The following is a 26,526-nucleotide window of genomic DNA, read 5'->3' on the forward strand; positions in this document are numbered from 1 at the left end:
TAACGCAGCGCTCCTGGTTGAACGCGGCGCTCTCGGGATTTTCGCGAGCAAGCTCGCTCCTACAAGAGTTATTTCAACTGCAATTTGTGCTTCAGGCTCTGCATGACATCCGCCTTGTTCTGCAGATACTCATTCAAGCCCCGTGCACGCAGGTTGCACGCGTCGCAATTACCGCAGCCTGTGCCAATGACGCCGTTGTAGCAGGTCAGCGTCTGCTCGCGCACCAGCTCCAGCTGGTCGTGGTAATCGGCCAGTGCCCAGGTTTCGGCCTTGTTCAGCCACATCAACGGGGTATCGAGGCGCACGTCGTATTCCATCCCCAACTTCAGCGCCTGGTTCAACGCTTTGACGAACTCATCCCGGCAGTCGGGGTAGCCCGAGAAGTCGGTTTCGCACACCCCGGTGATGACAGCCTCGGCCTTCACCTGGTAGGCGTAGATCGACGCCAGGGTCAGGAACAGGATATTGCGCCCCGGCACAAAAGTGCTTGGCAGGCTTTCGCCAGAGCTGCTCACGGTCGGTACGGGAATGTTGTCACGGGTCAGACTGCTGATGGCCAGCTCATTGAGCAAGGACACATCCATCACTTTGTGGACCGTGGCGCCCAGTTGCTTGGCAAGCTTGCGGGCCACTTCGATTTCCGCCACATGGCGCTGGCCATAATCAAAGGTAATGCAGTGCACTTCGTCATACAGCGGCAGTGCCTGGATCAGGCAGGTCGTGGAATCCTGCCCGCCGCTGAATACCATAACGGCTTTTTTACTCATTGCTTTGCTTCCTGCACTCGTAGAATTGGGGAGTAGGAGCGAGCTTGCTCGCGAAAAAGGTCAACGATAACGCAGCGTATCTGGTTTAACGCGGCGCTCAATAAAAAACCCCGCACGTCTTTCGAAGGCGGGGCTTTTTATTGCTTACACCACTCAGTGGGCGTAGGTCAGCAACAGTTCTTTCGGCACTTGGAAATCCAGGGACATCATCACGCTGAGCGCGGTGATGGTGAAGATCGAGAACACGAACAGCTTGCGCGCCCAGACGGTGTCATCCACCGCCTTGTAGCCGGTCCAGGCCATGTACAACCAGTACATGCCCATGGCAGCGGCCACGGCCAGGTAGCTCATGCCGGCGTAGCCACTGAAGGTCAACATCAAGGTCGCCACGAGGAAGGCCAGGATGTAGAGCAGGATGTGTTTCTTGGCCACCTGGATGCCACGCTTGACCGGCAATACCGGAATCGACGCAGCCAGGTAGTCATTGAAGCGGAAAATCGCGATGGCGTAGGAATGCGGCATCTGCCACAGGCTGAACATCACCAGCAGCACCAGCGCGGCCATGTCGAAGCTATTGGTTACAGCCACATAACCAATCACCGGCGGCATCGCACCCGACAGGCTGCCCACCAGCGTGCCGTGTACCGACTTGCGCTTGAGGTACAGGCTGTAGAGGCCGACGTAGATGACAAAACCGATCACGGCAAACAGCGCCGCCAACGGGTTGGCCACCTTGTACAACAGCACCACACCGGCAACACCCAGGACGGTCGCAAAGATCAGTGCCAGTTTCAGGGAGATAAGCCCCTGCACCAGCACGCGATTCTTGGTGCGCTCCATCTTGATATCGATGTCACGGTCGATGCAGTTGTTGAAGACGCAACCGGAAGCAACCACCAGGGACGTACCGATCATTGCAGCCAGGAAGATGGCCAGATCGACATGTCCCTTGGAGGCCAGGAAGAAACCGCCCGCCACAGAAAGCACGTTACCGAAAATGATCCCCGGTTTGGTGATTTGGATAAAGTGCTTAAGCGACATCGGGTCTTACCTCACTTCGCCATCATGAACGTATGGATGCTGAACATGATCCATATCGACAGGCCAACCAGCAGCAGGATTACTAAGCCTGCGAACACGAACGCAATCACGTTATCGCGCTGCTCCTTGGAACGATCCAGGTGCAGGAAGTACACCAGGTGAACCAGCACCTGAATCACCGCGAACGCCAGCACGATCATCAAGGTGATCGACTTCGGCAGGGTCGGGTACATCACCAGACCGAACGGGATGAGCGTCAGGATTACCGACAGGATGAAGCCGATAGCGTAGGACTTAACGCTGCCGTGGCTCGCATCATGGCTGTCATGGTCATGGGAGTGTGCATTAGCCATTACAGAGTCCCCATCAGGTAAACAACGGTGAAGACGCAGATCCAGACCACGTCCAGGAAGTGCCAGAACAGGCTCAGGCAGCTCAGGCGAGTCTTGTTGGTGTTGGTCAGGCCGTGCTTATTGACCTGATACATCATCACCGCCATCCACAGCAGGCCGGCAGTCACGTGCAGACCGTGGGTGCCGACCAGCGTGAAGAACGCCGACAGGAAACCGGAACGGTGCGGGCCGTAGCCTTCGGAGATCAGCAGGTGGAACTCGTTGATCTCCATGCCGATGAAGCCCAGGCCGAACAGGAAGGTCAGTGCCAACCAGCTCAGTACGCCCTTCTTGTTGCCCTTGTAGAAGGCCAACATGGCGAAGCCGTAGGTGATCGAACTGAACAACAGCAAGGCAGTTTCGCCGAGCACGTAAGGCAGTTCGAAGATGTCGTGGCCCGACGGGCCACCCGCTACGTTGTTTACCAGTACCGCGTACACCGCGAAGATCGACGCAAACAAGATGCAGTCGGTCATCAGGTAGAGCCAGAAACCGAAGACGGTCATTGGCCCCGAGTCGTGGTGATGGTCATCGTGCCCATGGTCATCGACATGGGCGTGTCCAGCATTGGTCACTAAGTTCGACATGGTTTAAGCCTGTTCCAACGAGGTTTCTACACGGTTGGCCGGGATCTTCTTCTCGGCTACCAGGCGAGCGTGCTGCTCGGCTTCGATGCGTTCGATCGTTTCGACCGGCACCATGTAGCCTTGATCATCACGGGCAGCGTGAATGATGAAGTAACCGATAGTGCCCACCAGGCTCGCGATTGCCAGCCACCAGATGTGCCAGATCATCGCGAAACCGAACACGGTCAACAGCGCGCCCATCACCACACCAGTGGCGGTGTTGCTTGGCATGTGGATCGGTTCGTAGTGCTTGGGCTTCTGGTACGCAGTACCGTCTTCCTTGGCTTCGGTGAACGCATCGATGGTGTTCGCAGTCGGGATCACGGCGAAGTTGTAGAACGGTGGTGGCGACGAGGTCGACCATTCCAGGGTGTGGCCGTTCCATGGGTCGCCGGATTCGCAAGCGTTCTGCTTACGGTCACGGACGCTCACGTACAGCTGGATCAACTGGCAGGCGATACCCACGGCGATCATCACCGCACCGAACATGGCAACGTACAGGTACGGTACCCACTCAGGGTTGGTAGTAGCGTTCAGACGACGGGTCATGCCCATGAAGCCCAGTGCATAGAGCGGCATGAACGCGACGAAGAAGCCCGAGATCCAGAACCAGAATGCAGCCTTGCCCCAGCCTTCGTGCAGCTTGAAGCCGAACGCTTTCGGGAAGTAGAAGCTGAAACCTGCGATGTAACCGAATACCGCACCACCGATGATCACGTTGTGGAAGTGCGCGATCACGAACAGGCTGTTGTGCAGGACGAAGTCAGCACCCGGGATGGCCAGCAGTACGCCGGTCATGCCGCCGATGGCGAAGGTCACCATGAAGCCCAGGGTCCACAGGACCTGGCTGGTCATGCGCAGACGACCGTGGTAGATGGTGAACAGCCAGTTGAATAGCTTCACCCCCGTCGGAATGGAAATCAGCATCGTCGCCAGGCCGAAGAAGGCGTTGACGCTGGCCCCCGAACCCATGGTGAAGAAGTGGTGCAGCCAAACCATGAAGCCCAGTACAGAGATCGCGCCCGATGCGTAGACCATCGAGTGGTGACCGAACAGGCGCTTGCCGGTAAAGGTCGAGATCACTTCGGAGAAGATACCGAACGCTGGCAGGATCAGGATGTACACCTCAGGGTGACCCCATGCCCAGAACAGGTTCACGTACATCATTGGATTGCCACCAAGTTCATTGGTGAAAATGTGGAAATCCAGGTAACGGTCAAGCGACAGCAGCGCCATGGTAGCGGCCAGGATCGGGAACGAAGCCACGATCAGTACGTTTGCCCAGGTGCAGGTCCAGGTGAAGATCGGCATGTCCATCAGTTTCATGCCAGGGGCGCGCATTTTCAGGACGGTGGCCAGGAAGTTGACCCCCGTCAATGTCGTCCCTAGTCCTGATAACTGTAGCGCCCAGATGTAGTAGTCCACACCCACGCCCGGACTGTATTGCAAGCCCGACAATGGCGGATAAGCAACCCAACCGGTCTTGGCGAATTCGCCGACGCCCAGGGACACGTTGATCAGCACCACGCCGGACACCAGCAGCCAGAAGCTCAGGGAGTTCAGGAACGGGTAGGCAACGTCGCGCGCACCGATCTGCAGCGGCAAGGCCAGGTTCATCAAGCCGGTGAAGAAAGGCATCGCCATGAAGATGATCATGATCACACCGTGGGCGGTGAAGATCTGGTCATAGTGTTCAGGTGGCAGGTAGCCAGGCGAACCCTCGGTGGCCATGGCCAACTGGGTACGCATCATGATGGCGTCGGCAAAACCACGCAGCAGCATGACCATGGCAACGATGACGTACATGACGCCGATTTTTTTGTGGTCGACCGAGGTCAGCCACTCGGTCCACAGGTAGGACCATTTCTTGAAATAGGTGATACCTGCAACCAGCGCCAAACCACCCAGCGCGATCATGGCGATAGTCACCATTACGATCGGCTCGTGGAATGGGACCGCGTCCCAACTTAATTTACCAAACATCGTTTACTCCTCTGCCCCAGCAGTTGAATGCGCGCCTGTATCAGAACCTTCAACCGCGGCCACTTCTTTCTTCTCGTGCTTGACCGGCTTGCCTGGCTTCATACCTTCGTACTTGTCGACGATTTTCTGAAACAGGTTCGGCTCATACGTGGAGTACAGGGCGACTGGGTTGTTCTGGCTTGGTTTGGTCAGGGCGTCGTATTCAGCTTGATCAAGCTGTTTAGGTGCGGCCTTGACTTCGGCTACCCAGGCGTTGAAATCGTCCTGGCTCGTCGAGATCGCTTTGAATTTCATGCCGGTGAAGCCAGCGCCGCTGTAGTTCGCGGAGATGCCTTCCATTTCAGCTTTTTCGTTGGCGATCAGGTGCAGGCGGGTCTGCATGCCTGCCATCGCGTAGATCTGGCCGCCCAGGGCTGGGATGAAGAACGAGTTCATCACGGCGTCGGAGGTGATCCGGAAGTTAAGCGGGGTGTTCTCCGGGAAACGGATCTCGTTGACCGTGGCGATACCCAGGTCCGGGTAGATGAACAGCCACTTCCAGTCCAGCGCGACCACTTCGATATTGATCGGCTTGACATCGGATTCCAGCGGACGGTACGGGTCCAGCTCGTGGGTCGACTTATAGGTGATGTAACCCAGGGCGATGATGATGAGGATCGGTACCAGCCACACCGCAATTTCGATCTTGGTGGAGTGCGACCACTTAGGCGCGTAGGTCGCCTTGGTGTTCGACGCGCGATATTTCCAGGCGAAGGCGAACGTCATGATGATCACAGGCACCACGACCAACAGCATCAGCAGGGTGGCGGTGATGATCAGGTTTCGTTGATCCAGACCGATCTGTCCTTTTGGGTCCATCAAGGTCCACTTGCAGCCTCCCAGCATTAACATCATGCCAAGCAGCGGCAAAAAGCCTAGTAATCGGGGGTACCTGTTTTTACTCATCTCACGACCTCTAAAGCAGCTTGCGCAATGCAGTTGGGTTTTGATCGCCAACACTTCACCCTGCCAAGGGTTGGCATTTCTCTTCGATTGAATAAGAGCCTGCCCGACACGTCATGACTCTACGTTGCACGGACCAGCAGTGAGTTCTTATTCGATTTCGTGGCTAAAGGCCTTGTTACAGACCAATTCCATTTGGTGCGGATAGTTGAAAGGCTGCCGGAACCTGGGGTCGCACAGAGCCTTCCATCTGCCCCTCGACCGCTCCAATGCTCAAAGATTGAACAGCACCGGACATTCAGTGCGGGCGATTGTAGTTAGCTAGCGATGTATAAACCATGTCTTATAAAGAAATAATTTTTATCGATTCCAGCAACAATGCTTCACCAAACTTGCAAAGATTCGCGATCTTATCGCGTTCGATTCTCAACAAAAACCACAAAAATTGCCGTGTTATTGGGCAGATTGCCACTTCCCTTACAGCCTGTAAGGGCATGCCGAAGCTATCCAAGTCCCCATAAAACAAGGCATTCATAGATCCATTGAGCGCCAGGACCACAGGCGCGGCGCGGCGCCGTTCGCACCACGAACTGACAGCACAATTTGTGCGCCGGGTGCAAATTTAAGCGCCGATTTCACGGGTCAGAAACGTCCTGCGACAGCGTCCGTGTGACAACATGTCGCACACTGCGCGCACCTTAAGTTGCTCCTCGTCACGGCGCTTTCACAAATCCCTACAAACAAAAACGCTCCGGCCTTCATGAGAAGGGCGGAGCGTCTTAATGGAACGAAGGCTCAGGCTTTGGGATGACGATTGCGATAGATGCACAGCGGCACCAGGATCACCGTCAGCACGAACGCCACCAGCGCCCATTGGGCCAGGGAAAGGCCGAGTATCGGCGGGTAAGGCGTGCTGCAGAAGCCGTCGACCTGGAAGCCCAGAGGGAAAACCTTGGCCAGGGGCAAGTCATCGACGATCGGTTGCAACACATCAACGCCGCAACTGACTTGGGGAAAGAACTGGGTGTACACATGGTGGCCGGCAGCAGCCACTCCACCCAGGGCACTGAGCACGACCAGCCCTTCGAAAACCGTGACCGCCCCTTTGGTGCGCATGGCCGCCCCGATGAACGCGAAGAGTGCGATCAGCAGCAAGGCGTAGCGTTGCAGGATGCACAGCGGGCATGGTGCTTCGCCCAGCACCACTTGCATGTACAGCGCCCCGCCAATCAGCGCCAGGCAGATGATGCCCAGCAACACCAGAAAGCGCCGCTCCCTGCCCAAACGCATATCGTCAATCATCCCGTTTTCCCTTTGCCTGATTATGGTTGTGCCTGATAGCAACAAGTTTACACACAGGCAGTGGTTTAAACAGAGAGGGGTTAACAGCAGATTAATCAGGAAAAATAGCGCACTTAATGTGGGAGGGGGCTTGCTCCCGATATAGGTGTATCAGTCAGCATAGAGGTAGTGGCCCACCGCCATCGGGAGCAAGTCGAATCGTCGCACCGCCCCTCCCACATTGGGATAGTGCCGCTACAAAAAGATTATTCCAGCGCCGCAGCCGGGCCGAAGAACTCATAGCGCGCCTGCTTATCCGGTACGCCCAGCGCCTTCAGGTGCCGCTTGATCGCCGCCATGAACCCCTTGGGCCCCAGGAAGTACGCATCGACATCCCGCTGCTCAGGCAACCAGGCCGCCAACTGCTCCTGGTTCAGCATTCCAACCTTGTCCGCCGCAGGGCTGATACCGTCATCCTCGGCATAGCAGTAGAAACGCTTGAGCTGCGGATGCTGGGCCGCCAGGCTGTCTACCCAGTCACGGAACGCATGCACCCCGCCATTACGGGCGCAGTGGATAAAATGCACCGGGCGCTGGGTCGCCAGGGCCGCTTCGAGCATCGGCAGGGTTGGGGTGATACCCACCCCGCCGCTGATCAGCACCAGCGGTTTATCACTGGCGGCCAGGGTGAACTCGCCCGACGGTGGAAACAGGTCAATGGTGGCGCCGACGTGCATCTGGTCATGCAGGTAGTTGGACACCCGCCCACCGGCTTCGCGCTTGACGCTGATGCGGTACATGCCGTTATCGGTGAGGGCCGACAGGGAATAGTTGCGACGCACCTCTTCGCCATCGAGCAGCAGTTTCAGGCCGATGTACTGGCCAGGTGTGGCGGCCAGGATCGGGCCGTTATCCACCGGGGCGAAGTAGAACGAGGTGATCTCGTCGCTCTCTTCCACGCGCTTGACCAAAAGGAACGGCCGCGCACCGCGCCAGCCGCCGGGCGCCTGGGCTTTTTCATCGTAGATGGCCGCCTCGGCGCCGATCAGGATGTCCGCCAGCTGACCGTAGGCCGCGCCCCAGGCGCTCATTACCTCAGGAGTGGCAATTTCGCTGCCCAACACTTCGGAAATAGCTCGCAGCAGGCAGGCACCGACGATGGGGTAATGCTCGGGCAGGATCTGCAAGGCCACGTGCTTGTTGATGATCTTGGCCACCAGATCGCCCAATTGGTCCAACTGGTCAATATGGCGCGCATACATCAGCACCCCATTGGCCAGGGCGCGGGGTTGGTCGCCACTGGCCTGGTGAGCCTGGTTGAACAGCGGGCGCACTTCGGGGTACTCGGAGAGCATCATGCGGTAGAAATGGGTGATCAGCGCTTCGCCACCACTTTCCAGCAGAGGCACGGTGGATTTGACGATTGCACGGTCTTGGGCACTAAGCATGGGAGACTCCTAGGTCTTTTTACTCATTACCCTTTAGTACTCAGTATTCGTGCCAACTAAAAAAACCTTTATTTTCAATGGATAAAATACAATCTAGTCAAAATGACTTCCTACGCTTTATAGTCATAAGGACTACAAGGAGTCATTATGACTGCACAACCTTTACTCACCACCCTGCTGCCGCTGGTTGCCGACCTGTCGCGGGAATTGCCCGAAGGCGAGCGTTACCGACGCCTGCTGCAGGCCATGCGCGCCCTGCTGCCCTGTGACGCCGCCGCGTTGCTGCGCCTGGACGGTGAGTGGCTGGTGCCGCTGGCCGTGGATGGCTTGAGCCCCGACACCCTGGGCCGACGCTTCAAGATCAGCGAACACCCGCGTTTCGAGATACTACTGAGCAGCCCCAGCCCTACCCGCTTCGACAGTGACAGCCAATTGCCCGACCCCTATGACGGCCTGGTCGCCGGTTTGCACGGGCATCTGGAAGTCCACGACTGCATGGGCTGCCCGCTGTTTATCGACGATCGGCCCTGGGGCCTGCTGACCCTGGACGCCCTCGACACCGAGCGCTTTGAACGGGTCGAACTGGACGCTTTGCAAGCCTTCGCCAGCCTCGCCGCGGCCACGGTCAATGTCGCGCAGCGCATCGAGCGCCTGGCGCTGCGAGCGGAAGACGAACACCAACGCGCCGAGATCTATCGCCAGGCCAGCGGCCAGCAGCACAAGGAAATGATCGGCCAGAGCAAGACGCATAAACGACTGGTTGAGGAAATCAAACTGGTGGGTGGCAGCGACCTGACCGTGCTGATCACCGGCGAAACCGGGGTCGGCAAGGAGCTGGTGGCCCAGGCGATTCACGCGGCGTCATCCCGCGCCGACAAACCGTTGATCAGTCTCAATTGCGCCGCCCTGCCCGAGACCCTGGTGGAAAGCGAGCTGTTCGGCCATGTGCGCGGCGCCTTTACCGGGGCGCTGAACGAGCGCCGGGGCAAATTCGAACTGGCCAATGGCGGCACTTTGTTCCTCGATGAGGTGGGCGAGTTGTCGTTGACCGTGCAGGCAAAGCTGCTGCGTGTACTGCAAAGCGGCCAGTTGCAGCGCCTGGGGTCAGACAAGGAGCACCAGGTGGATGTGCGCCTGATCGCCGCGACCAACCGCGACCTCGCCGAAGAGGTGCGCAACGGGCGTTACCGTGCCGACTTCTATCACCGTTTAAGCGTGTACCCGCTGCAAGTGCCGGCACTGCGTGAGCGCGGGCGTGATGTGCTGCTATTGGCAGGTTTTTTCCTCGAACAGAACCGCTCGCGTATGGGCCTGGGCAGCTTGCGCCTGACCGCCGACGCCCAAGCGGCGCTGCTGGCCTATGACTGGCCGGGCAACGTGCGCGAACTGGAACATCTGATCGGTCGCAGCGCATTGAAAGCCCTGGGTAGCTGTCGCGAACGCCCAAAAATTCTCAGCCTGAGTGCCCAAGACCTGGACTTGCCCGACGTCAGCGCTACGGTGATCGAAGCACCGGTCGAAGCCGTGCCCATGGCCACTGGCGACCTGCGCCAGGCCACCGAGCACTACCAGCGCCAGGTCATCAGCGCCTGCCTGGAACGTCATCAGCACAATTGGGCCGGCGCCGCCCGGGAACTGGGTCTGGACCGCGCCAACCTTGGGCGCATGGCCAAGCGCCTGGGCCTCAAATAGACCAGGCGACTCAGTAAAGTGTGGGAGGGGCTTGCCCCCTCCCACATTAGATTTGTTTCGCATGAAACGTCGGAGCTACCGGCTTAGGTTTACGAAACACCAACACATTCCCCAGCATCACCAACACAAGCCCTGCCAAAGCCGGCGCTGTCCACTGGTAGCCCTCGGCAAACGCCGACACATTCAACGCCACCACCGGGAACAATACCGTGCAATACGCGGCTTTCTCCGGGCCCATGCGGCCAACCAGGGTGAGGTAAGCCGTAAAGCCGATGACCGACCCCGGGATCACCAGGTACCACAGGGCGCCGATATACCGTGCACTCCAGTCCATTTGGAACGGAATACCGCGTACCGTGCAATAGGTGGCCAACATCGCCGCGCCATAGGCCATGCCCCAGGCGTTGGTGGTCAACGGCTTGAGCCCGGCCTTCTGTTGCAGGCTCGAGAGCATATTGCCCGCCGAGAAACACAGTGTCCCCAGCAGCGCCAAGCCCAGACCCAGCAAGGTCTGCGGGCTGGCGGTATGCCCGGCCAATTCGGGCCAGAACAGAAAGCCCAGGCCCAGCAACCCAAGCGCGCCGCCCATCAACACGTTACGTGCAACCCGCTGGCCGAAAAACACCCGGGCATTAAGAGCGTTCCACAAGGTCGCCGTGGAAAACACCACCGCCACCAGGCCGCTGGGTATCCACTGGCTGGCAGTCAGAAAACACATGAAGTTGACGCAAAACAGGCACAGCCCTTGGGCCAGGCAGATCAGGTGCCCGCGCCTGTTCATCACCTGTAATTTGCCGCTGAGCAGCAACAGCCCGAACAGCACCAGCGCAGCCAAGCCGAAGCGATAAACGATCGACACAGGAATGGCAACTACGCCCAGCTGCCATTTGAGCGCGATCCAGGTGGTGCCCCAGATCAGCACGGTCAGTAAATACAGGAAAAGGTTCATAGCGGGCTCCATCGATTGAGCCACAGTGTCGCCTCCACCCCTTGAAAGGCTCTTGCACATTCTTGCGCTTTTGTCGGGCGGTGGGCTCACAGCGCCAGCCGTGGAGCGTAGGATGCAAGGTGTCGGAGAACACACCATGCCAGAGCTGCAATCCCTGCAAGTCTTTCAGTCCCTCAACCGTTCGCCCCACGCGCACCTGGAAGCCTGCGCGGAACTGGGTGATGGCTTGGCTGCGGCCGTGTGGAGCAACCATCATGACGCCCAGGATTACCAGGCGCCCAGCCATCACACCTTGTCGTGCTATATCGGCGGCGGCACCGGCACGTTTCGCCGTGAGCGGCCGGGCACCAAGGGCGGCCCCGACAAGCTGTGCATCCTGCCGGCCGAGCATCAATCGGCCTGGGTGATCAATGGCGAGATTCGCCTGGCCCATGTGTATTTCAGCCCGGAACAATTTGCCCTCGGCTGCATCACCCTGCTCGACCGCGAGCCGCGTGCACTGCAATTGCGGGAAGGCACCTTCCTTGAAGATGCCCGCCAGGCCCGGCGCTTTCACCAATTGGTCGGCCTCAACTGGCACGAGCCCGGTGAACGCCTGCTGACCAGCAGCCTGGCCCATGAAATGCTCAGCCATACCCTGCTCAGCCAGGTCGGCGCCCGCGAAGGCTTGCGCCTGAAGGGCGGACTTGCGGCGCACCAGCGGCGGCTGTTGGTGGAGTACATCGACCACCACGTCGAAGACCCCATCAGCCTCGGCCAACTGGCCGCGAAGTGCGCCCTGTCGGAATACCATTTCGCCCGGATGTTCCGACAAAGCTTCGGCCTGCCGCCCCATCAATACCTGTTGGCACGGCGCCTGGTGCGGGCGCAGACCTTGCTGCGCAGCAGCGCATTGCCCGTGGGCGAGGTTGCCCTGCTGTGCGGTTTCTCCAGCGCCAGCCACTTCAACCAGCGCTTTCGCCAAGCCATGGGCGCCACCCCGAGTGAATACCGCCAGGCCTTCTGCGCCTAAACCATCAAGCCCAGCGTCTTGGCCTTAGCCACCGCCTGGGTGCGTCGCTCCACTCCGAGTTTGCTGTGGATACGCCGTGCGTGGGTCTTGACGGTATGCAGGGAAATATACAGGCGCTCGGCGATTTCCAGGTTGGAATTGCCGAGGGCGATCAACTCCAGCACTTGCAGCTCGCGCTGGCTCAGCGGGTTTTCCACGGCACCGACAGGCGCTGCCTGTGGCTCCATGCCCAGTTCACTCAATAGCCCCGGGGCGCGCAAACGCAACTCGCGAATGGCCTGCTGCACCTGGCAACGCCCCGCCAGCGCCAACCCGGCCTGCAACGCCCGACGAGCCAAGGCGGGGTCACCGAGCTGCCAGGTCACTTCTCCCAGCACCAGGTGCAGTTCGGTTTCCAGGCAGAGCATGCCGCGCTGCCGGGAGGTGTCGAGCAAGGCATTGAGCCGCGTAATGGGTTGTTCGGCACAGCCCAGCTTGACCTCGGCCAACACCAGTAAATATTCCAGTCGCGGGATCAGCTCCAAGGTGGCCGGTGGCGCCTGCTTGGCGCAAGGCCCACGAAAATGACGCAACACCCGGCGCACCGCTTGCACCGTCAATTCAGCACGTCCCTGCTGCAACCAGAAGTGCCCGCTGACCAATAGCAGCACCGCACGATACACCGTGTCCGGCACATGGCGCTGCTGCATCAGGCGCTCGGCGTCACGCAGCTGGATAAAGGCCCGGGCGTAATCGCCACGATTGGCAGCCAACAGCGCCAGACCAAGAAAACCATAAAGTACGCGCTTGTCCTGGCTCTGCAGGCACATTGTCAAGCCCGCTTCAAAACACTCGGCCGCCAAGTTGTCTTGGCCCTGCCGCAAGGCCAAGTGGCCGCGACGCAGCACAATGCGCCCCACCAATGGCCCGGCCTTGAGCCGCTGCCGAGCCAGCATCGCCTGCACCGTCTCCAACAGGCTTTGTGCCCGGTAGGGTGCGCCGCGCTGCTCCAGCAATTGAGCATGATCCAGCTCCAGCAGGGCCTCCAGCACCAGCGAATCATGGGCACGGGCCAGGCACAGGGCTTCGCGGTTCAAGGCTTGGGCGACATCCAGCTCACCGCGCAACAAGGCTTGCTGGGTCAGGCCCGACAGGCACATCAGGCGCGACGTCCAGGCACTCTCAGGCAAGGCTTGCAACGCTTCGAGGAAATGCTCGCGGGAGCGTCCGGCATCGCCGCTCAAATGCAGCAGCCAGCCCCATTGGGCCTGCCAGCGCGCCAGCAGATAGCGTTGCCCAGCGGTCGTCGGCTGGGGGGCAAACCGGGCCAGTTGGTCGATACACAACGCCGCCTGCTCGAAGCGCCCGGCAAACAGCAAGGCCGCCGTGACCAACCCCACCAATTGCGCAGACCCCAGCATCAACTCATCGCCGTGCTGCTCATGCAGGCGCAACAGGAGCACCGCGTTTTGCTGGCGAAACAAATCTTCGAAACTGAAATGCTGCAACAGGCTTACCGCCAGTTCGTATTCCTCTGCCAGCAGCGCCTGCTCGAAGGCCGCTTGCCAGTCGGTTTGGGCAGTAAACCACTGGCACGCACGTCGGTGCCATGAATGCTTGGTCGGCCAGGGGGCGTTGCGCATCAACCGTGCCAGCGGGGGGAAGACTTGCAGCCAGTCACTGGTGCCTTCCCAGGGCTGGGTAAACGCACCGAGCGTCTGCAACTCGTTCAAGTACTGAGCGCCGTCGTCAATGCCGAATAGATGCTCACACAAGCTTTGATTGAAACGTGGCAGATGGGCCAGCACGCGCCAGGCGTCCACCAACGGCGCCGGCAAGGTGTTGAAGAGCTCATGCTGCAGGTAATCGAGCAAGGTTTTGTCGGGATGGCCGTCGCCCAGCAAGGCAATACGTACCCCGGCACACCAACCGGCGCTGAACTGCATAATGCTGTCGACGCTCTGCCCTGGTGCGAGCAGCGTCTGGATCTCCGCAGCGCTGAATGACAACTCACTGCACTCCAGCAATTCATCGTCGAGCAACAGGCGTGGCCAGTTGCACAACGGCCGTCGTCGGGCCCCCAGCCACCAGGTCAGGTGCGGGCTGCTGGCGGTGAGCAAACGGTCAAGCAAGGCGTCCAGCTCGGGTGCCGGCAGACGACAGAAATCATCGAGAAACAGCCACGTGGGGTTCGGCCAACGGCTGAGGTCAAGCAGCAATGTGGCTTCGTCGATAAACCGCAGACCCAGGTATTGCGCCAGCCGTGTACAGAAATCCAAGGGAGTGAGCGCCGCGCCATTGAGTGGCATCCAGTAGACCTGGCACTCCTTGGGCGCCTGCAATGCACACTCGGCGAGCAGCGCACTCTTGCCACTGCCCCCAGGCGCGCACAACAACCTCACCCGCGCCTGCGCCGCAAGCAACGGCCCAGCCAGGCGTGGGCGCAACAGGTGGTGAGCGGACAGCCTTGGCATGAGTCCAGGACGGTCCAGGCAGCGGGTCATGGCGGTCATTGCTGCATCCTGCTTTTTTATTGTTATGCAACCGTAGACCCGTGGTTGGTGGTTGTTGAAGAAGTATTCAGCGGGGTGATTAGTGACCATGCACAAACCCGACATCCCAGTTGGCTGTCAGGCCGCCATCGGGGGGCAAGCCCGCTCCCACACGTTGATCGCATTTCACAAAGGTACTATCGAACGCCTGCCGACCTCAGTGCAGCCGGGGTGTAGTCCGCCGCCTTGGCCGCGAAGCCGAATACGAAGCTGCTCTTCTCTTCGTTCTTCATGCCCAATGCGATATAGCGTCCCGCGATGAGGTCGTACAAGGTTTCCACGGTGTAGGCCGGCACCTGGTGGTCGTAGTAGAACTGCGCGTGACCCTCGGCGACGCGCCACAGTTGGCCGCGACCGTCGTAGTGATCCACCAGGGCGACCTGCCAGCTGTCTTCATCGATGTACATATGGCGCTTGGCGTAGATGTGCCGCTCGCTGGGCTTGACGGTGCCGACCACTTCCCACACGCGGTGCAGCTCATAGCGGGTCAGGTCCTGGTTGATATGCCCGGCCTTGATGATGTCGTCGTACTTGAGGCTTGGCGAGTCGAGTTTGTAGCTGTTATAGGGGATGTACATTTCCTTCTTGCCCACCAGCTTCCAGTCATAACGGTCGGGGGCGCCGGAGAACATGTCGAAGTTGTCGGTGGTGCGCAGGCCGTCGGAGGCCGTGCCCGGACCGTCATAGGACACCTGCGGCGCCCGCCGCACACGACGCTGGCCGGCGTTGTAGATCCAGGCCAGGCGCGGTTCCTTCACCTGGTCGAGGGTTTCGTGCACCAGCAGCACATTGCCTGCCAGCCGCGCCGGGGCGGTGACCGATTGCTTGAAGTAACTCAACACGTTGGCCGCCTTGGCCTGGTCGATATCCGCGATGGCCTGGGGCACCGCGACTTCTTCTTCGAAGCGGATCGGCGTGTAGCTGCCGTTGGTCTGCGGCGTGGCCTGGGTGATGATGCGGCGCAGGTTGCCACCGTGATAACGGGTGATGTGGTTCCACAGCACCTCCACACCGTTCTTCGGGATCGGGAACGCGTAGTAACGGTTGCCGGTGAAATTTTCCAGGCCGTTGCCGTCGTTGATCGCATGCACATTGAGTGCGCTGCGCTTGATCGACTCATAGATGTCCGCCGGCAGATTGACCGTGCGATGACTGGGGTAGACCGGAATCTTGTAGGTCTCGGGGTAGCGTTTGAACATCGCCACCTGACCGTCGGAGAGTTTGTCTTTGTACTTGTCCACGGTGGCGGGCGTGATCACGAACAGTGGTTTTTCATTGGCAAAGGGGTCGGCGAGAAAGCCCTTGCTGTCTACCGCGCCGGCGTTTTTCGGGATGCCGCCGGTCCAGGCCGGGATCGAGCCATCGGCGTTGCCGGCCTTCTCGGCGCCGACCGGGGTCAGGGTGGTGCCGAGCTTGGCGGCTTCTTCGGGCGACACCGCCGCCATTACGTTAGCGGCCAATACACTCAGGGCCATCACTGCAATCATCTTACGCATAGGGTCTTGTCCTTCTTTAATCCAGATCAGAAGTTCACGCCGAAGCTGAGGGCGAGGAAGTCGCGGTCGGTCAGGGTGTTGTAGTCGCCACCAAAAAAATCCGTGTAGCTGAGGCTGGCGGTGTAGGTGCTGCGATAGTCCGCATCCACGCCGACGCTGATGGCCTTGGCGCCTTTGTTGAACAGGCCGTTGGGGCCGTAGCCAGCCACATCGTGGGACCAGGACAGGTTGGGCTTGAGGTTCACCCCAGCAATCGCGTTGTTGTAGTCGAGGATCGCCCGCGCGCGGTAGCCCCAGGAGGTGGAGGTGACGAAGCCGTCAGTGTCGCCCTCGAAACCGTAGGCGCCGTACACCGAGTCGCGGCCGTAACGCAGCTTGCTTTTATCCTCCAGGCCCGCGACATGCACCACCGCCGCCTCGCCAACCAGCGTCAGGCGTTCGGCACCCAGCACCTGGTCGAAGAACTGGGTCATGGTGCTTTGGATCTGGGTGATTTCCTTGCGGCGGTAGCCTTTGTTGTCCGCGCCGAACGCGCTGCGGATCGGCGACGCGGTATTGCCGGCAATCGGATTGACCAGTGCCAGCGTCAGGTCGGTGGTGTTGAGTTGTACCGGCGCATTCGGCCGATAGCTGATCTCGCCGGTCCAGGCCGTGCCGGTAGGCAGGGTGGTAGAAAAACTGGCACCGAACAGGCGGATATCTTCCGGGTAATCCAGGTAGTACTGGCCACGGCCGAGCATGGTGCTCTGGGCCAGGGCCGACCCGAAGCCGGGCGGAGCAGCGGCACCAATGGCGCCGATAGTCGCAAGGTTGGTATTGGCGGTGATCGTGCCCACGGTCGGGGTACGGCTGTGGTAATTCATGAAGTACAGGCCGTATTCAGTGTCATCACCCAGCCAGCGCAAGGCCGCGCCAAACTGGCCGGAGTCTCGTGCGTCACGGTCGGCGGCACGCTGCACCACCACCCCTTCGCGGGTCACCACAAAGCCTTGGCCACGTGCCGCTGCTATGGGCTGCAGAGGGGCAATCGCCGGGTTACCCACCGTGTAGTTACCGGTGCAACCGTCCGCCGCCACATCCCCGCCGAAGAATGTGCCGCAGTTGTCCAGCACGGTCTGGTCCCATTCCAGCTGGTAGAAACCCTCCACGGTCAGTTGGTTGGTCAGGCTTTGTGATGCGAACAGCATGTTCACCGGGATCAACCCTTCCTTGATCTCGGCCCCTGGGCGGCGAAACGCCGAGACGTCAACGGGGTTGATGCTGTTGATGGAGTTACCGATGAAGGTGCTTTCGCCCCAACTGACCACCTGCTTGCCGGCGCGCACGGTACCGGGCAGGTCGCCCAGGGAGTAGTTGTGGTAGACGAAGGCGTCGAGGATCTGCGCGCCGCTGGATTTGGCGCCTTCCTTGCGGTTGTGGTCGCTGATCTGCTTGAACTCGCGGTCTTCGTCCTTGAGCTCGAAGTCGTACCAGTACTTGCCACGCACGAATACGCCGGTATCGCCGTATTTAAGCTCGAGGTCGTGCAGGCCCTTGAAGATCTTGGAAAAGGTCTCGCCCTTCTTGAAGTTGAGGCGCCCGTCATCCCCGGTAGACGCCTGGCCGGTGCCGCCGTTGACGGTACTGACCAGGCTTTTGTCGGCATCGCGCATGCCCCAGCTCGCGCCCACCGAGAGCGAAGAGTCGAATTGCCCTTCGATCTCGCCAATATTGAACGAAACAGCCTGTGCCTGGGCACAGCAACCCAACGCAACTGCAGTGGCCAGCGCCTGTGGCGTGAAGATGGCGCGCATTATTGTTTTTGTCATGCGTCTTCCCCGGTGAGTGACAGAAGGCCCCACCCTACTGCCGCCCTTGAGGAGGGATAAGCGCACCAAGGAGGTATTCGTGTTGTCACTCGAAAGGATGAACAGCCCGGCAGGACGGGGTTTGCACAGGAGGCATGGATTGGACGGATAAGGGGCTATCAGGAGAATCGATGGCGGGGGACAATTATTGTCATTTATGTAACAGTCCTTGTCCTGAACTGCTATTACTCATTTTGTTACAACCGATTATTCTTGCCTGGCTTTCAGGGCAAACAGCCCGCTTCCACGGTTGGGAGAAAAAGCCTATTTACAACAGATTGATCCTTTATTCAGTCTGTTGCCGGTGTTCACTGACGTTGATTTGTCGCTCCTTGATCCAACGTCTTACTTCGGCCGCTGCTTATGCAGCGGCCTTTTTTATGCCTGGAATAAACCGGGGCGTCATCGACGCCCCGTAGGATTCAGTGGTTTTCCAGCAACGATCAGAGGCTGAACTTCTGCAAGTTAGCCATCATCTCCTTCAGTGCCTCGATATTGTCCCTGGGATGTGCCGCCCCTTCAAAATCGCAGATCTGCTGCCAGTGAGCTGCCACATCATCCGGCGAGAAGCCCGCCTCAGGATCAAAGCCCACCCCCAGGCTGCGCTCCCAGCGGGTCTTGCCGATCCAACCACCACCGACTTCAAACAAACCCGCGGTTTCCCCGCAGGCTTCACTGCCCAGGTACACCACCAGCGGGCTGACCAACTCCGGCTTGAGCCGCTCGAACACCTGCGGCGGGATCAGCCCTTCGGTCATGCGCGTGCCTCCCGTGGGTGCAATGGCGTTGACCAGGATATTGTTTTTGCGCCCTTCCAGCGCCAGCGTACGGGTCAAGCCATACAGGCCCAATTTGGCCATGCCGTAGTTGGACTGACCGAAATTGCCGTAGATGCCAGAGGTGGAGGCGGTGAAGATTACCCGGCCATAACCCTGCTCGCGCAGATGGGGCCAGGCGGCGCGGGTGACTTTGTAGGCACCTTCGACATGCACCCGGTAAACCAGGTCCCAGTCGCTGTCGTCCATCTTGTGGAAAGTCTTGTCGCGCAGAATCCCGGCATTGTTGACCACTACGTCAACACGGCCGAATGCATCCAGGGCGTTCTGTACGATCTTGTCGCCGTCGGTGACGGAATCATGGTTGGCTTCGGCAATGCCCCCCGCCGCCCGAATCTCCGCGACCACGCGGTCGGCCGCCGAGGCGTTCGCGCCCTCACCCTGGGTTGAGCCACCCAGGTCATTAACCAGCACTTTGGCCCCGTGTTTGGCAAACAGCAGCGCATGGGCACGGCCCAGGCCACCGCCGGCACCGGTGACGATCACGACCTTATCCTGAAACTGCACTGATTCACTCATACCGAACTCCGCTGGCGACTATGGGAATAGCCAGAGTGTCACGCACAGCGCCTTTGGTCACAATAAAGACGGCCGAGGCTGAATGGTGCTCGATAAGGCAGCAGGATGATGCCTTTTCAGGAAAAGACCGCACGCGGCGCCGGCTGGCCGAGACGATCACGGAACGCCTGGTAGTGTTTGAGCACCTGCACCGGCGCCTCGATCTGCGGGTAGTGGCCAATATTGGCCAGCAGTACCGTGTCGGCGTGGGGCACCAGTTGGTGATAGCGTTCGACCATATGGGCGCCGGAAATAGGATCAACCTCGCCATTGATCACCCGCAACGCTACACCGCCCTGCTGCATGGCAGCTACCCAGCGCTCGCGCAGGCGATGGCGCTGTGGAATGTAGGCAATCAGCTTGTGCAGGATGCGTGGGCCATCGTTGCCGCTGATCAGGCTCCAGAAATCGTCCAGGGCGCTTTCACTGGGGCGTGTGCGCGGGCCGAAGATCTGGTTGAAACTGCTGGCCAGTGCATTACGCCCAAAGGCCCGGCCAATCATCCAGCCCAGGGGGCTGAGCAATAACTTTTGCACCAACGTCGGCCGATGGGTTTCCGGAAACAGCCCGCCGTTGAGGAACACACAGCTGGCCATCTGGAAACGCCCCTCGTAATGCCGGGCGAGTAATTCCTGGGCGATGCTGTCACCGTAGTCATGGGCCAGGACATGCACCGGTTGCTCCACTCGCAGGTGATCAAGCAGCGCCTGTTGCAAGTCGGCTTGTTCCAGCAGGCAATAGTCGTGATTCAGGGGCTTGGCCGAGTCGCCAAAACCGAGCATGTCGCAGGCAATCACTAAATGGCGCTGGGCCAACGGCTGCCACAGATAGTGCCAATCCCAACTGGCAGTGGGGAAGCCATGAATCAGCAGCAATGGCTCGCCCTGCCCGGCCACCCAGTAACGCAGGGTATGGCCACGAAAGACGAAGTCCTGGCCGCGTTTGCGCCAGGCTCTGAGTGGTATCTCGGCAAGTGGCATCAGCTTTTATATCCGGGGTCCTGGTGGTCCAGTTTGCGCAGCAGCGCCGGCCAAGCCAGCGCACCGCCCATACCTTGGGCGCTTTTTGTGACAGCTGCCACCATCGCCTTGGCACCGGCGAGAATCTGCGGCCCGATGGCAATCAGATCGGTTGCGCCGTTTTGCGCCAGTACCTGGATCTCGCAGGCGCGCTGGAAAGTGAACATCATCAGGAAGGTGTCGGCGATGGTGCCGGCGCAGGTCAGCAGGCCGTGGTTGTGCAGCATCAGGAAATTGTTGTGGCCCAGGTCCGCCTGCAGGCGCGCCTTTTCTTCGTGATTGAGCGCCACGCCTTCATAGGCGTGATAGCCAAGGCTCGACAGCACGAACAGCGATTGCTGGCTGATAGGCAACACCCCCTGCTTTTGTGCAGAGACCGCCACGCCCGCAGCGGTGTGGGTATGCAGCACGCACGTCACGTCATGGCGCACTTCGTGGATGGCGCTGTGGATGGTGTAGCCCGCTGGGTTTATCTCGTAGGGGCTTTCCATCTGCTTGTTGCCGGCCTGGTCGACCTTGACCAGGCTCGAGGCGGTAATCTCGTGGAACATCAGCCCATAGGGGTTGATCAGGAAGTCCTCGGTACCTGGCACCTTGGCAGAAATGTGCGTGAAGATCAGGTCGTCCCAGCCATGCATCGCCACCAGGCGATAACAGGCCGCCAGGTCGACGCGGGTCTGCCATTCGGCAGCGCTGACCTGGGCTTTGACATTTTGTGGCGATAAAGCGGGGGCTAGGCTCACGGCAATGACCTCCTTGGCGCACTTTTTATTGTGTCGAAAGTGAGAGCCAGTCTAGTCAGACGCCGAGGCCGAAGGAGTTGCCTTCGCAGCCAGCTTGATGACTGAGCGAGTCAGCCAACAGAATAGTACAAATTCGTGTCAGGCAAACGCCGTCAATGAAGGCAGGTCTTCACTGACGACGCTGACTGCGATCAACCGCGCAGTGCAGTGACCAGCTCGGCCAGCCACGGCTCGGCATCGGTTTCCGGGGTGACGCTTTCGCTGGCGTCCAGGCGCAGCATCGGCAGCACCTCACGTACCCCCAACTCAGCGAACAATTCGCGCATCTGCTCCCCGCCACCACAGAAAGTATCGCCATAACTGGCATCGCCCAAGCCAATGACCGCACCGGGCAGGCCGCGCCAGGCAGCGGGCAGTTGATCGCGAATGGTCGAATACAGGGGTTGCAGATTGTCGGGCAACTCGCCCATGCCGGTGGTCGAGGTCACCGCCAGGAAGGCCTCAGGGCCAAACGCCTGCACGTCGGCCAAGGTCGCGCGAGGGTTATGCCAGGCTTCAAAACCGGCGTCTTTGAGGATTTCTTCGGCATGGCGAGCGACTTCTTCAGCCGTGCCATAGACCGAGCCGGAAAGGATGGCGACTTTCATCAATCTGATCCTGTAGTTGAGTCAAAGCCTGGGATATTAGCAGCCTGTGCCAATATTTCAGTGCGCACCGTGCAACATTCAAGACTTGCCATAAACTTGCAGGGTCAAAACAAGCCATGGACCGCTCAATGATTAACGCCAAGCTGCTGCAAATGGTCGTCAATGCTTCCAACGACGGCATCGTCGTTGCCGAACGCGAAGGCAAGGACAAACCGCTGATCTACGTCAACCCGGCCTTCGAACGGATGACCGGCTACACCCTGGACGAGATCCTGTATCAGGACTGCCGCTTCCTGCAGTCGGGCGACCGCGACCAGCCGGCGCTGATGGCCATCCGTGAAGCCCTCGACAGCGGTGGCACATGCCGGGAGGTCCTGCGCAATTACCGTAAGGACGGCAGCCACTTCTGGAATGAGCTATCGCTTTCGACGGTGTACAACGAGGCCGATAAGCAGACGTACTTCGTCGGCGTGCAAAAAGACGTCACCCTTCAAGTCAAGGCACAGCAACGCGCTGCCCAGTTGGAAACCCAATTGGCCGAACTCAAAGCCGAGCTCGCGGCTCTCAAGGCGACGAGCGGAATTAACAAACTGTAAAAGATGCAGCCTTTAGAGCGATAATGGCTTTTTAATGCCTTAGCCTTGAGTCAGATCAATGCAGCGCCACACCCTATTGACGCAGGACGAGCTGGATTTTATCCAGGACATGCAGCACAACCCGCAGCTCAACCTGCGGGATGCGTGGTCGAGCCTGACAGTCAATGGCGGCGCGCAGATTCGCGATTTGCTCACCCGACTGGCCGCTCACGACCAGGTCACCATCCAGGCGCAGTTCGACAACCAGCAACTGACCTTCCCCCTGCACCTGGTGGAAGACGAGTTTCATGCCGTGCATTTGCGCCTGGGTGTGCCGAGCATTTTCGAGGACGGGCCGATGATCCGCCCCTGGCGGCTGGCCCTGGAAACATCCGTTGCACTGGAGAACGTCAAGGGCTACGCCAGCGCATTGTGGGTGCACGAAGTGTCATTCAAGGGTGTGCTGGTAGAAGTGCGTGGCCGGACCAACCCACCCAAGACCTTTTCCCTCTGGTTCAGCCCCTCCGGCTACGAACGTATCGCGCTGCGTGGTACGTTGGAGCGTGAAACCGCCCGAGGCCTGTTCGCCTATCGCCTGAACCAGAGTGATGCCGGTGAAATCGAGCGCCTGCGCCAGTTCATTCTGCACCAGCACCGGCTGGTCCATCCACAGGTGCACGCCTGAGATCAGCTGTCCAGGAGACCGCTGAGAAACTGCTGCAAGCGACGCGGCATTACCCGGCCGTCATTGCCCAGGCAACCAATCGACGAGCCCGCCAGGCTTTGTTCGGCCAGGTCTGAGGCATCTCCAGCCAGCAGCAGCGGGCAATCGAGTGTCAATGCCAGGCGATTGAGCCGCGAAGGCAGTTCTGAGCCGGGTGCGTGGTTGGAAAACAGCACCAAGGCTTGCGGCCGGGTTCTCTCGCAGATCAGCGTCAATTCATCAAGTGGCTGGCCCACCCCCAGCACCTTGACTGCAAGTTTGTCGCTCGACATCAATAAACCTGCGACCAGCAATTCCAGTTCACGGCACTCTCCGGCAATCGCGGCCAACAACACACTGGGCACTGGCGACGCATAGGCCATTTGCAGGCAACGCAGGGCGCGCGTGCGCAGGAAGTTGTCGAAGAACAGCCACTCGCTGGCCTGGCCAAAGCGATCCTGGTGACGTAACAGTTGCTGCCATAGCGGCATCATGATGTCTTGAAACACCACTGTCGTTGAGTAGACGCTGAAGATCTGGCCGTACAGCTGGTCCAGCTCACGATCATCAAAGGCGCTGACTGCCAACCTCAACTGCGTCTGCCACTGGCGCCACTCCAGTTCGGTATCACTGCGTGACGCCGTGGCGGGCTCGCCAGGCTGTTGGTCGCGCGCCAGGATCTTGCCCACTTTGCTCACCGCTACGCCACGCCCGATCCAGTCGAGAATGCGATGAACCGTATCAATATCGGTGCTTGAATACAGCCGGTGCCCACTTTCAGTGCGCACCGGCTGAATCAAGCCATAGCGACGCTCCCAGGCGCGCAGTGTCACCGGGTTTACACCGGTGAGCCTTGCCACTTCACGAATCGGAAACAGCCCCTCGGCGTCAGCGTGACTGTCGGGTGTCTCTTCTCGAACAGGAGCAATGATTTCGGACATCAGCGGTCAAAAAATCCGTGTGGGGTTGGATCTTATTTAACGCCCATTGCAGCCCATGATTCAAGATCTACGGCGATCCATCCGAAGTTTCTGGCGTATTTCGGCAAAACAGGAATAATCCTTGCCTGTTTTTTACGTCGCTGCATCACCCCCGCAGCTTCGTTCGTGCGCCGCTTACCCGGCCCAGCGCACCTGATCACTTGGAGATACACAATGTCTACCTCCCCCGTCACCTTGATGGTTGCGCGCCGCGTCGCCAAAGGTCGGTACGAAGAATTGATGGCCTGGCTGCGCGAAGGCGAGCAATTGGCCACTGACTTCCCTGGTTACCTGGGTTCCGGCGTGCTGGCCCCGCCAGCCCATGACGATGAATTCCAGATCATCTTCCGCTTCGCCGATGAAAAAACCCTGCACGCCTGGGAGTTTTCCGCCTCACGCAGCGCGTGGCTGAGCCGCGGCAGCGAACTGTTTGCCGACCCATCCGAGCACCGTGTAAGCGGTATCGATGGCTGGTTTGGCGCCGTGGGTGCTCGCCCTCCACGCTGGAAACAGGCCGTGGCGATCTGGCTGGCGTTTTTCCCGGTGTCATTGCTGTTCAACTTCGGCCTGGGGCCGCTGCTCAACGAGTTGGACTTGTTCAGCCGGGTACTGGTCAGCACGGCTGCGCTGACACCGTTGATGGTTTACCTCTTCATCCCGCTGTCGACCCATCTGCTGGCGAACTGGCTACAGCCCTCGACTCCTCGCAAGGTCGCCGAAGCCGCCGCTTGAGTACAGGGGGCGGGAGCGCTGGTATAGTTTCAGCCTGCCAGCGACTTGAGCCTCCCATGATTGCAACCAACGCCCCGATCCTCATCACCGGTGCCGGCCAACGGGTCGGCCTGCATTGCGCCGAGCGCCTGCTGGGCGAGGGCCAATCGGTGATTTTCACCTACCGCAGCGAACGCCCCGGCGTGCAGGCCCTGCGCGATCGGGGTGCCATAGGTGTGTTCGCCGACTTCTCCAGCGAAGCCGGGATTCTTGCCTTTATTGCCGAACTGCACACCCACACCCAAAGCCTGCGCGCGATCATTCACAACGCGTCGGCATGGGTCGCAGAAACCCCGGGCGACGAAAGCCGCGCCTTTATCGACATGTTCAGCGTGCACATGCTTGCGCCGTACCTGATCAACCTGCATTGTTCACCCTTGCTGCAACGCTCGACACCTGCCGACATCGTGCATATCAGCGATGATGTGGTGCGCAAGGGCAGTCGCCAGCACATTGCCTACTGCGCCACCAAGGCCGGGCTCGATAGCCTAACGTTGTCGTTTGCCGCGCAATTCGCGCCGTTGATCAAGGTCAATGGCATCGCTCCGGCGATGGTGATGTTCAATGAGGGCGATGACGCGGCCTATCGCGCCAAGGTCCTGGACAAGTCGGCCATGGGCATCGAGCCCGGGCCCGAGGTGATCTACCAGAGCGTGCGCTACCTGCTGGACAACCCCTATGTCACCGGTACCACCCTGACCGTCAACGGCGGGCGGCATATCAAGTAAGCCGTTTGTGAGGATGTTGCATGACTTTATCCCTGCCCCACCACTATCGCGAAATCCTCAAGGGCTTGGGCGAAGACCCGCAGCGCGAGGGCCTGCTCGATACGCCAAAACGTGCCGCCCAGGCCATGCAGTACCTGTGTCATGGCTACGAACAGAACCTGGAAGAAATCGTCAACGGCGCGCTGTTCGCCTCCGATAATGACGAAATGGTGATCCTCAAGGACATCGAGCTGTACTCGCTGTGCGAGCATCACCTGCTGCCCTTTATCGGCAAGGCCCATGTGGCCTATATTCCGACCGGCAAGGTACTGGGCCTGTCGAAACTGGCGCGCATCGTGGACATGTTCGCCCGGCGCCTGCAGATCCAGGAAAACCTCACGCGCCAGATCGCCGACGCGATCCAGGACGTGACCCAGGCCGCCGGCGTGGCTGTGGTGATCGAAGCCAAACACATGTGCATGATGATGCGCGGCGTGGAAAAACAGAATTCAACCATGAACACCTCGGTGATGCTCGGCGCCTTCCGCGAATCGAACACCACGCGCATGGAGTTCCTGCAACTGATTGGACGGAGCAAGTAGCAATGCCACAACTTCAACCAGGCATGGCGCGTATCCGGGTCAAGGACCTGCGGCTGCGCACCTTTATCGGCATCAACGAGGACGAAATCCTCAATAAGCAGGACGTGCTGATCAACCTGACCATTCTGTACGCCGCCCAGGAAGCCGTGCGCGACAACGATATAGACCACGCCCTGAACTACCGCACCATCACCAAGGCGATCATCGCCCATGTCGAAGGCAACCGTTTCGCTCTGCTGGAGCGCCTGACCCAGGAGCTGCTGGACCTGGTGATGAGCAACGAGTCGGTGCTGTACGCCGAGGTCGAAGTGGACAAGCCCCATGCGCTGCGTTTTGCCGAATCGGTTTCGATTACCCTGGCGGCCAGCCGCTAACCCC

The 26,526-nt window shown here is 59.6% G+C and carries 25 protein-coding genes; 8 read left to right on the forward strand and 17 right to left on the reverse strand.

Features of this window, described 5'->3' with window-relative positions; translation table 11 throughout:
* Window positions 1–68: 68 nt before the first annotated feature.
* From queC to hmpA, 8 genes are all read right to left on the reverse strand, one after another.
* A complete protein-coding gene (gene queC, locus QYQ93_RS24110; protein WP_043046797.1) occupies window positions 69–767 on the reverse strand; it encodes a 7-cyano-7-deazaguanine synthase QueC in 699 nt (232 codons plus the stop codon).
* Window positions 768–920: 153 nt separating this feature from the next.
* The gene (gene cyoE / locus QYQ93_RS24115; RefSeq protein WP_003176002.1) at window positions 921–1,808 is read right to left on the reverse strand and encodes a heme o synthase; all 888 of its coding nucleotides are present in this window, start codon (window positions 1,806–1,808) and stop codon (window positions 921–923) included.
* 11 nt (window positions 1,809–1,819) lie between these two features.
* The gene (cyoD, locus tag QYQ93_RS24120) at window positions 1,820–2,161 is read right to left on the reverse strand and encodes a cytochrome o ubiquinol oxidase subunit IV (protein ID WP_010206434.1); all 342 of its coding nucleotides are present in this window, start codon (window positions 2,159–2,161) and stop codon (window positions 1,820–1,822) included.
* Window positions 2,161–2,787: a cytochrome o ubiquinol oxidase subunit III gene (locus tag QYQ93_RS24125; protein ID WP_010206435.1), complete on the reverse strand. Its 627-nt coding sequence runs from the start codon at window positions 2,785–2,787 to the stop codon at window positions 2,161–2,163. The genes cyoD and QYQ93_RS24125 overlap by 1 nt, the downstream gene beginning before the upstream one ends.
* Window positions 2,788–2,790: 3 nt before the next feature.
* Window positions 2,791–4,809, reverse strand: a complete 2,019-nt coding sequence (gene cyoB / locus QYQ93_RS24130; protein WP_046069471.1) for a cytochrome o ubiquinol oxidase subunit I — start codon at window positions 4,807–4,809, stop codon at window positions 2,791–2,793.
* Window positions 4,810–4,812: 3 nt separating this feature from the next.
* Window positions 4,813–5,754 carry a ubiquinol oxidase subunit II gene (gene cyoA, locus QYQ93_RS24135; RefSeq protein WP_043046795.1) on the reverse strand — a complete coding sequence of 314 codons (942 nt, stop codon included), beginning with the start codon at window positions 5,752–5,754 and terminating at the stop codon, window positions 4,813–4,815.
* 792 nt (window positions 5,755–6,546) lie between these two features.
* The gene (locus QYQ93_RS24145) at window positions 6,547–7,053 is read right to left on the reverse strand and encodes a disulfide bond formation protein B (RefSeq protein WP_043046793.1); all 507 of its coding nucleotides are present in this window, start codon (window positions 7,051–7,053) and stop codon (window positions 6,547–6,549) included.
* A gap of 245 nt (window positions 7,054–7,298) precedes the next feature.
* A complete protein-coding gene (hmpA, locus tag QYQ93_RS24150; RefSeq protein ID WP_338475624.1) occupies window positions 7,299–8,480 on the reverse strand; it encodes an NO-inducible flavohemoprotein in 1,182 nt (393 codons plus the stop codon).
* Window positions 8,481–8,627: 147 nt separating this feature from the next.
* Here hmpA and norR point away from each other — a divergent pair, with 147 nt between their 5' ends.
* Window positions 8,628–10,172, forward strand: coding sequence for a nitric oxide reductase transcriptional regulator NorR (gene norR / locus QYQ93_RS24155; RefSeq protein WP_338475626.1), 1,545 nt, complete (start codon window positions 8,628–8,630; stop codon window positions 10,170–10,172).
* 46 nt (window positions 10,173–10,218) lie between these two features.
* Here the strand turns inward: norR and QYQ93_RS24160 are convergent, their stop codons facing one another.
* Window positions 10,219–11,121 carry a DMT family transporter gene (locus QYQ93_RS24160; RefSeq protein ID WP_057013140.1) on the reverse strand — a complete coding sequence of 301 codons (903 nt, stop codon included), beginning with the start codon at window positions 11,119–11,121 and terminating at the stop codon, window positions 10,219–10,221.
* Between the two features lie 136 nt (window positions 11,122–11,257).
* Here QYQ93_RS24160 and QYQ93_RS24165 point away from each other — a divergent pair, with 136 nt between their 5' ends.
* Window positions 11,258–12,133 (forward strand): AraC family transcriptional regulator, encoded by an 876-nt coding sequence (locus tag QYQ93_RS24165; RefSeq protein WP_338477290.1) that lies wholly within the window; start codon window positions 11,258–11,260, stop codon window positions 12,131–12,133.
* Here the strand turns inward: QYQ93_RS24165 and QYQ93_RS24170 are convergent.
* From QYQ93_RS24170 to QYQ93_RS24200, 7 genes are all read right to left on the reverse strand, one after another.
* Window positions 12,130–14,625, reverse strand: a complete 2,496-nt coding sequence (locus QYQ93_RS24170) for a LuxR C-terminal-related transcriptional regulator (protein ID WP_338475627.1) — start codon at window positions 14,623–14,625, stop codon at window positions 12,130–12,132. The genes QYQ93_RS24165 and QYQ93_RS24170 overlap by 4 nt on opposite strands.
* Before the next feature lie 176 nt (window positions 14,626–14,801).
* Entirely contained in the window at window positions 14,802–16,160 is a 1,359-nt protein-coding gene (locus QYQ93_RS24175; RefSeq protein ID WP_043046788.1) for a DUF1329 domain-containing protein, read from the reverse strand.
* A 26-nt stretch (window positions 16,161–16,186) separates the two neighbouring features.
* Window positions 16,187–17,968, reverse strand: coding sequence for a DUF1302 domain-containing protein (locus QYQ93_RS24180; RefSeq protein ID WP_043046787.1), 1,782 nt, complete (start codon window positions 17,966–17,968; stop codon window positions 16,187–16,189).
* Window positions 17,969–18,450: 482 nt separating this feature from the next.
* On the reverse strand, window positions 18,451–19,362 hold the full coding sequence (locus QYQ93_RS24185; RefSeq protein ID WP_043046786.1) for an SDR family oxidoreductase: 912 nt from the start codon (window positions 19,360–19,362) through the stop codon (window positions 18,451–18,453).
* Between the two features lie 116 nt (window positions 19,363–19,478).
* Window positions 19,479–20,381 (reverse strand): alpha/beta fold hydrolase, encoded by a 903-nt coding sequence (locus tag QYQ93_RS24190; protein WP_043046785.1) that lies wholly within the window; start codon window positions 20,379–20,381, stop codon window positions 19,479–19,481.
* Window positions 20,381–21,163 carry a class II aldolase/adducin family protein gene (locus tag QYQ93_RS24195; protein WP_043046784.1) on the reverse strand — a complete coding sequence of 261 codons (783 nt, stop codon included), beginning with the start codon at window positions 21,161–21,163 and terminating at the stop codon, window positions 20,381–20,383. The genes QYQ93_RS24190 and QYQ93_RS24195 overlap by 1 nt, the downstream gene beginning before the upstream one ends.
* 191 nt (window positions 21,164–21,354) lie before the next feature.
* The gene (locus QYQ93_RS24200) at window positions 21,355–21,810 is read right to left on the reverse strand and encodes a flavodoxin (RefSeq protein WP_043046783.1); all 456 of its coding nucleotides are present in this window, start codon (window positions 21,808–21,810) and stop codon (window positions 21,355–21,357) included.
* Between the two features lie 128 nt (window positions 21,811–21,938).
* Between QYQ93_RS24200 and QYQ93_RS24205 the strand changes: the two genes are divergently transcribed.
* A complete protein-coding gene (locus QYQ93_RS24205; RefSeq protein WP_043046782.1) occupies window positions 21,939–22,406 on the forward strand; it encodes a PAS domain S-box protein in 468 nt (155 codons plus the stop codon).
* Between the two features lie 58 nt (window positions 22,407–22,464).
* On the forward strand, window positions 22,465–23,070 hold the full coding sequence (locus QYQ93_RS24210; RefSeq protein WP_043046781.1) for a hypothetical protein: 606 nt from the start codon (window positions 22,465–22,467) through the stop codon (window positions 23,068–23,070).
* Window positions 23,071–23,072: 2 nt separating this feature from the next.
* On the opposite strand, the gene QYQ93_RS24215 is transcribed toward QYQ93_RS24210, so the two are convergent.
* Window positions 23,073–24,029 (reverse strand): MerR family transcriptional regulator, encoded by a 957-nt coding sequence (locus QYQ93_RS24215; RefSeq protein WP_338475630.1) that lies wholly within the window; start codon window positions 24,027–24,029, stop codon window positions 23,073–23,075.
* Window positions 24,030–24,242: 213 nt separating this feature from the next.
* Here QYQ93_RS24215 and QYQ93_RS24220 point away from each other — a divergent pair, with 213 nt between their 5' ends.
* Genes QYQ93_RS24220 through folX form a run of 4 tightly spaced genes read left to right on the forward strand, consistent with a single transcriptional unit; the run spans window position 24,243 to window position 26,522 of the window.
* Window positions 24,243–24,800, forward strand: coding sequence for an antibiotic biosynthesis monooxygenase (locus QYQ93_RS24220; RefSeq protein ID WP_043046779.1), 558 nt, complete (start codon window positions 24,243–24,245; stop codon window positions 24,798–24,800).
* A 56-nt stretch (window positions 24,801–24,856) separates the two neighbouring features.
* Window positions 24,857–25,567, forward strand: a complete 711-nt coding sequence (gene folM / locus QYQ93_RS24225; RefSeq protein ID WP_043046778.1) for a dihydromonapterin reductase — start codon at window positions 24,857–24,859, stop codon at window positions 25,565–25,567.
* 20 nt (window positions 25,568–25,587) lie between these two features.
* Complete coding sequence (folE, locus tag QYQ93_RS24230; protein ID WP_043046777.1) at window positions 25,588–26,148, forward strand: GTP cyclohydrolase I FolE; 561 nt, start codon at window positions 25,588–25,590, stop codon at window positions 26,146–26,148.
* Between the two features lie 2 nt (window positions 26,149–26,150).
* Window positions 26,151–26,522: a dihydroneopterin triphosphate 2'-epimerase gene (folX, locus tag QYQ93_RS24235; RefSeq protein ID WP_005791287.1), complete on the forward strand. Its 372-nt coding sequence runs from the start codon at window positions 26,151–26,153 to the stop codon at window positions 26,520–26,522.
* Window positions 26,523–26,526 lie beyond the last annotated feature (4 nt).

It is taken from the genome of Pseudomonas khavaziana, assembly GCF_036704165.1.
Classification (GTDB): Bacteria; Pseudomonadota; Gammaproteobacteria; order Pseudomonadales; family Pseudomonadaceae; genus Aquipseudomonas; species Aquipseudomonas khavaziana.

What these genes read in the sequence shown, in the direction of transcription:
- queC (WP_043046797.1), bottom strand. Translation starts at nt 767, where the DNA reads ATGAGTAAAAAAGCCGTTATGGTATTCAGCGGCGGGCAGGATTCCACG.
- cyoE (WP_003176002.1), bottom strand. Translation starts at nt 1,808, where the DNA reads ATGTCGCTTAAGCACTTTATCCAAATCACCAAACCGGGGATCATTTTC.
- cyoD (WP_010206434.1), bottom strand. Translation starts at nt 2,161, where the DNA reads ATGGCTAATGCACACTCCCATGACCATGACAGCCATGATGCGAGCCAC.
- QYQ93_RS24125 (WP_010206435.1), bottom strand. Translation starts at nt 2,787, where the DNA reads ATGTCGAACTTAGTGACCAATGCTGGACACGCCCATGTCGATGACCAT.
- cyoB (WP_046069471.1), bottom strand. Translation starts at nt 4,809, where the DNA reads ATGTTTGGTAAATTAAGTTGGGACGCGGTCCCATTCCACGAGCCGATC.
- cyoA (WP_043046795.1), bottom strand. Translation starts at nt 5,754, where the DNA reads ATGAGTAAAAACAGGTACCCCCGATTACTAGGCTTTTTGCCGCTGCTT.
- QYQ93_RS24145 (WP_043046793.1), bottom strand. Translation starts at nt 7,053, where the DNA reads ATGATTGACGATATGCGTTTGGGCAGGGAGCGGCGCTTTCTGGTGTTG.
- hmpA (WP_338475624.1), bottom strand. Translation starts at nt 8,480, where the DNA reads ATGCTTAGTGCCCAAGACCGTGCAATCGTCAAATCCACCGTGCCTCTG.
- norR (WP_338475626.1), top strand. Translation starts at nt 8,628, where the DNA reads ATGACTGCACAACCTTTACTCACCACCCTGCTGCCGCTGGTTGCCGAC.
- QYQ93_RS24160 (WP_057013140.1), bottom strand. Translation starts at nt 11,121, where the DNA reads ATGAACCTTTTCCTGTATTTACTGACCGTGCTGATCTGGGGCACCACC.
- QYQ93_RS24165 (WP_338477290.1), top strand. Translation starts at nt 11,258, where the DNA reads ATGCCAGAGCTGCAATCCCTGCAAGTCTTTCAGTCCCTCAACCGTTCG.
- QYQ93_RS24170 (WP_338475627.1), bottom strand. Translation starts at nt 14,625, where the DNA reads ATGACCGCCATGACCCGCTGCCTGGACCGTCCTGGACTCATGCCAAGG.
- QYQ93_RS24175 (WP_043046788.1), bottom strand. Translation starts at nt 16,160, where the DNA reads ATGCGTAAGATGATTGCAGTGATGGCCCTGAGTGTATTGGCCGCTAAC.
- QYQ93_RS24180 (WP_043046787.1), bottom strand. Translation starts at nt 17,968, where the DNA reads ATGACAAAAACAATAATGCGCGCCATCTTCACGCCACAGGCGCTGGCC.
- QYQ93_RS24185 (WP_043046786.1), bottom strand. Translation starts at nt 19,362, where the DNA reads ATGAGTGAATCAGTGCAGTTTCAGGATAAGGTCGTGATCGTCACCGGT.
- QYQ93_RS24190 (WP_043046785.1), bottom strand. Translation starts at nt 20,381, where the DNA reads ATGCCACTTGCCGAGATACCACTCAGAGCCTGGCGCAAACGCGGCCAG.
- QYQ93_RS24200 (WP_043046783.1), bottom strand. Translation starts at nt 21,810, where the DNA reads ATGAAAGTCGCCATCCTTTCCGGCTCGGTCTATGGCACGGCTGAAGAA.
- QYQ93_RS24205 (WP_043046782.1), top strand. Translation starts at nt 21,939, where the DNA reads ATGATTAACGCCAAGCTGCTGCAAATGGTCGTCAATGCTTCCAACGAC.
- QYQ93_RS24210 (WP_043046781.1), top strand. Translation starts at nt 22,465, where the DNA reads ATGCAGCGCCACACCCTATTGACGCAGGACGAGCTGGATTTTATCCAG.
- QYQ93_RS24215 (WP_338475630.1), bottom strand. Translation starts at nt 24,029, where the DNA reads ATGTCCGAAATCATTGCTCCTGTTCGAGAAGAGACACCCGACAGTCAC.
- QYQ93_RS24220 (WP_043046779.1), top strand. Translation starts at nt 24,243, where the DNA reads ATGTCTACCTCCCCCGTCACCTTGATGGTTGCGCGCCGCGTCGCCAAA.
- folM (WP_043046778.1), top strand. Translation starts at nt 24,857, where the DNA reads ATGATTGCAACCAACGCCCCGATCCTCATCACCGGTGCCGGCCAACGG.
- folE (WP_043046777.1), top strand. Translation starts at nt 25,588, where the DNA reads ATGACTTTATCCCTGCCCCACCACTATCGCGAAATCCTCAAGGGCTTG.
- folX (WP_005791287.1), top strand. Translation starts at nt 26,151, where the DNA reads ATGCCACAACTTCAACCAGGCATGGCGCGTATCCGGGTCAAGGACCTG.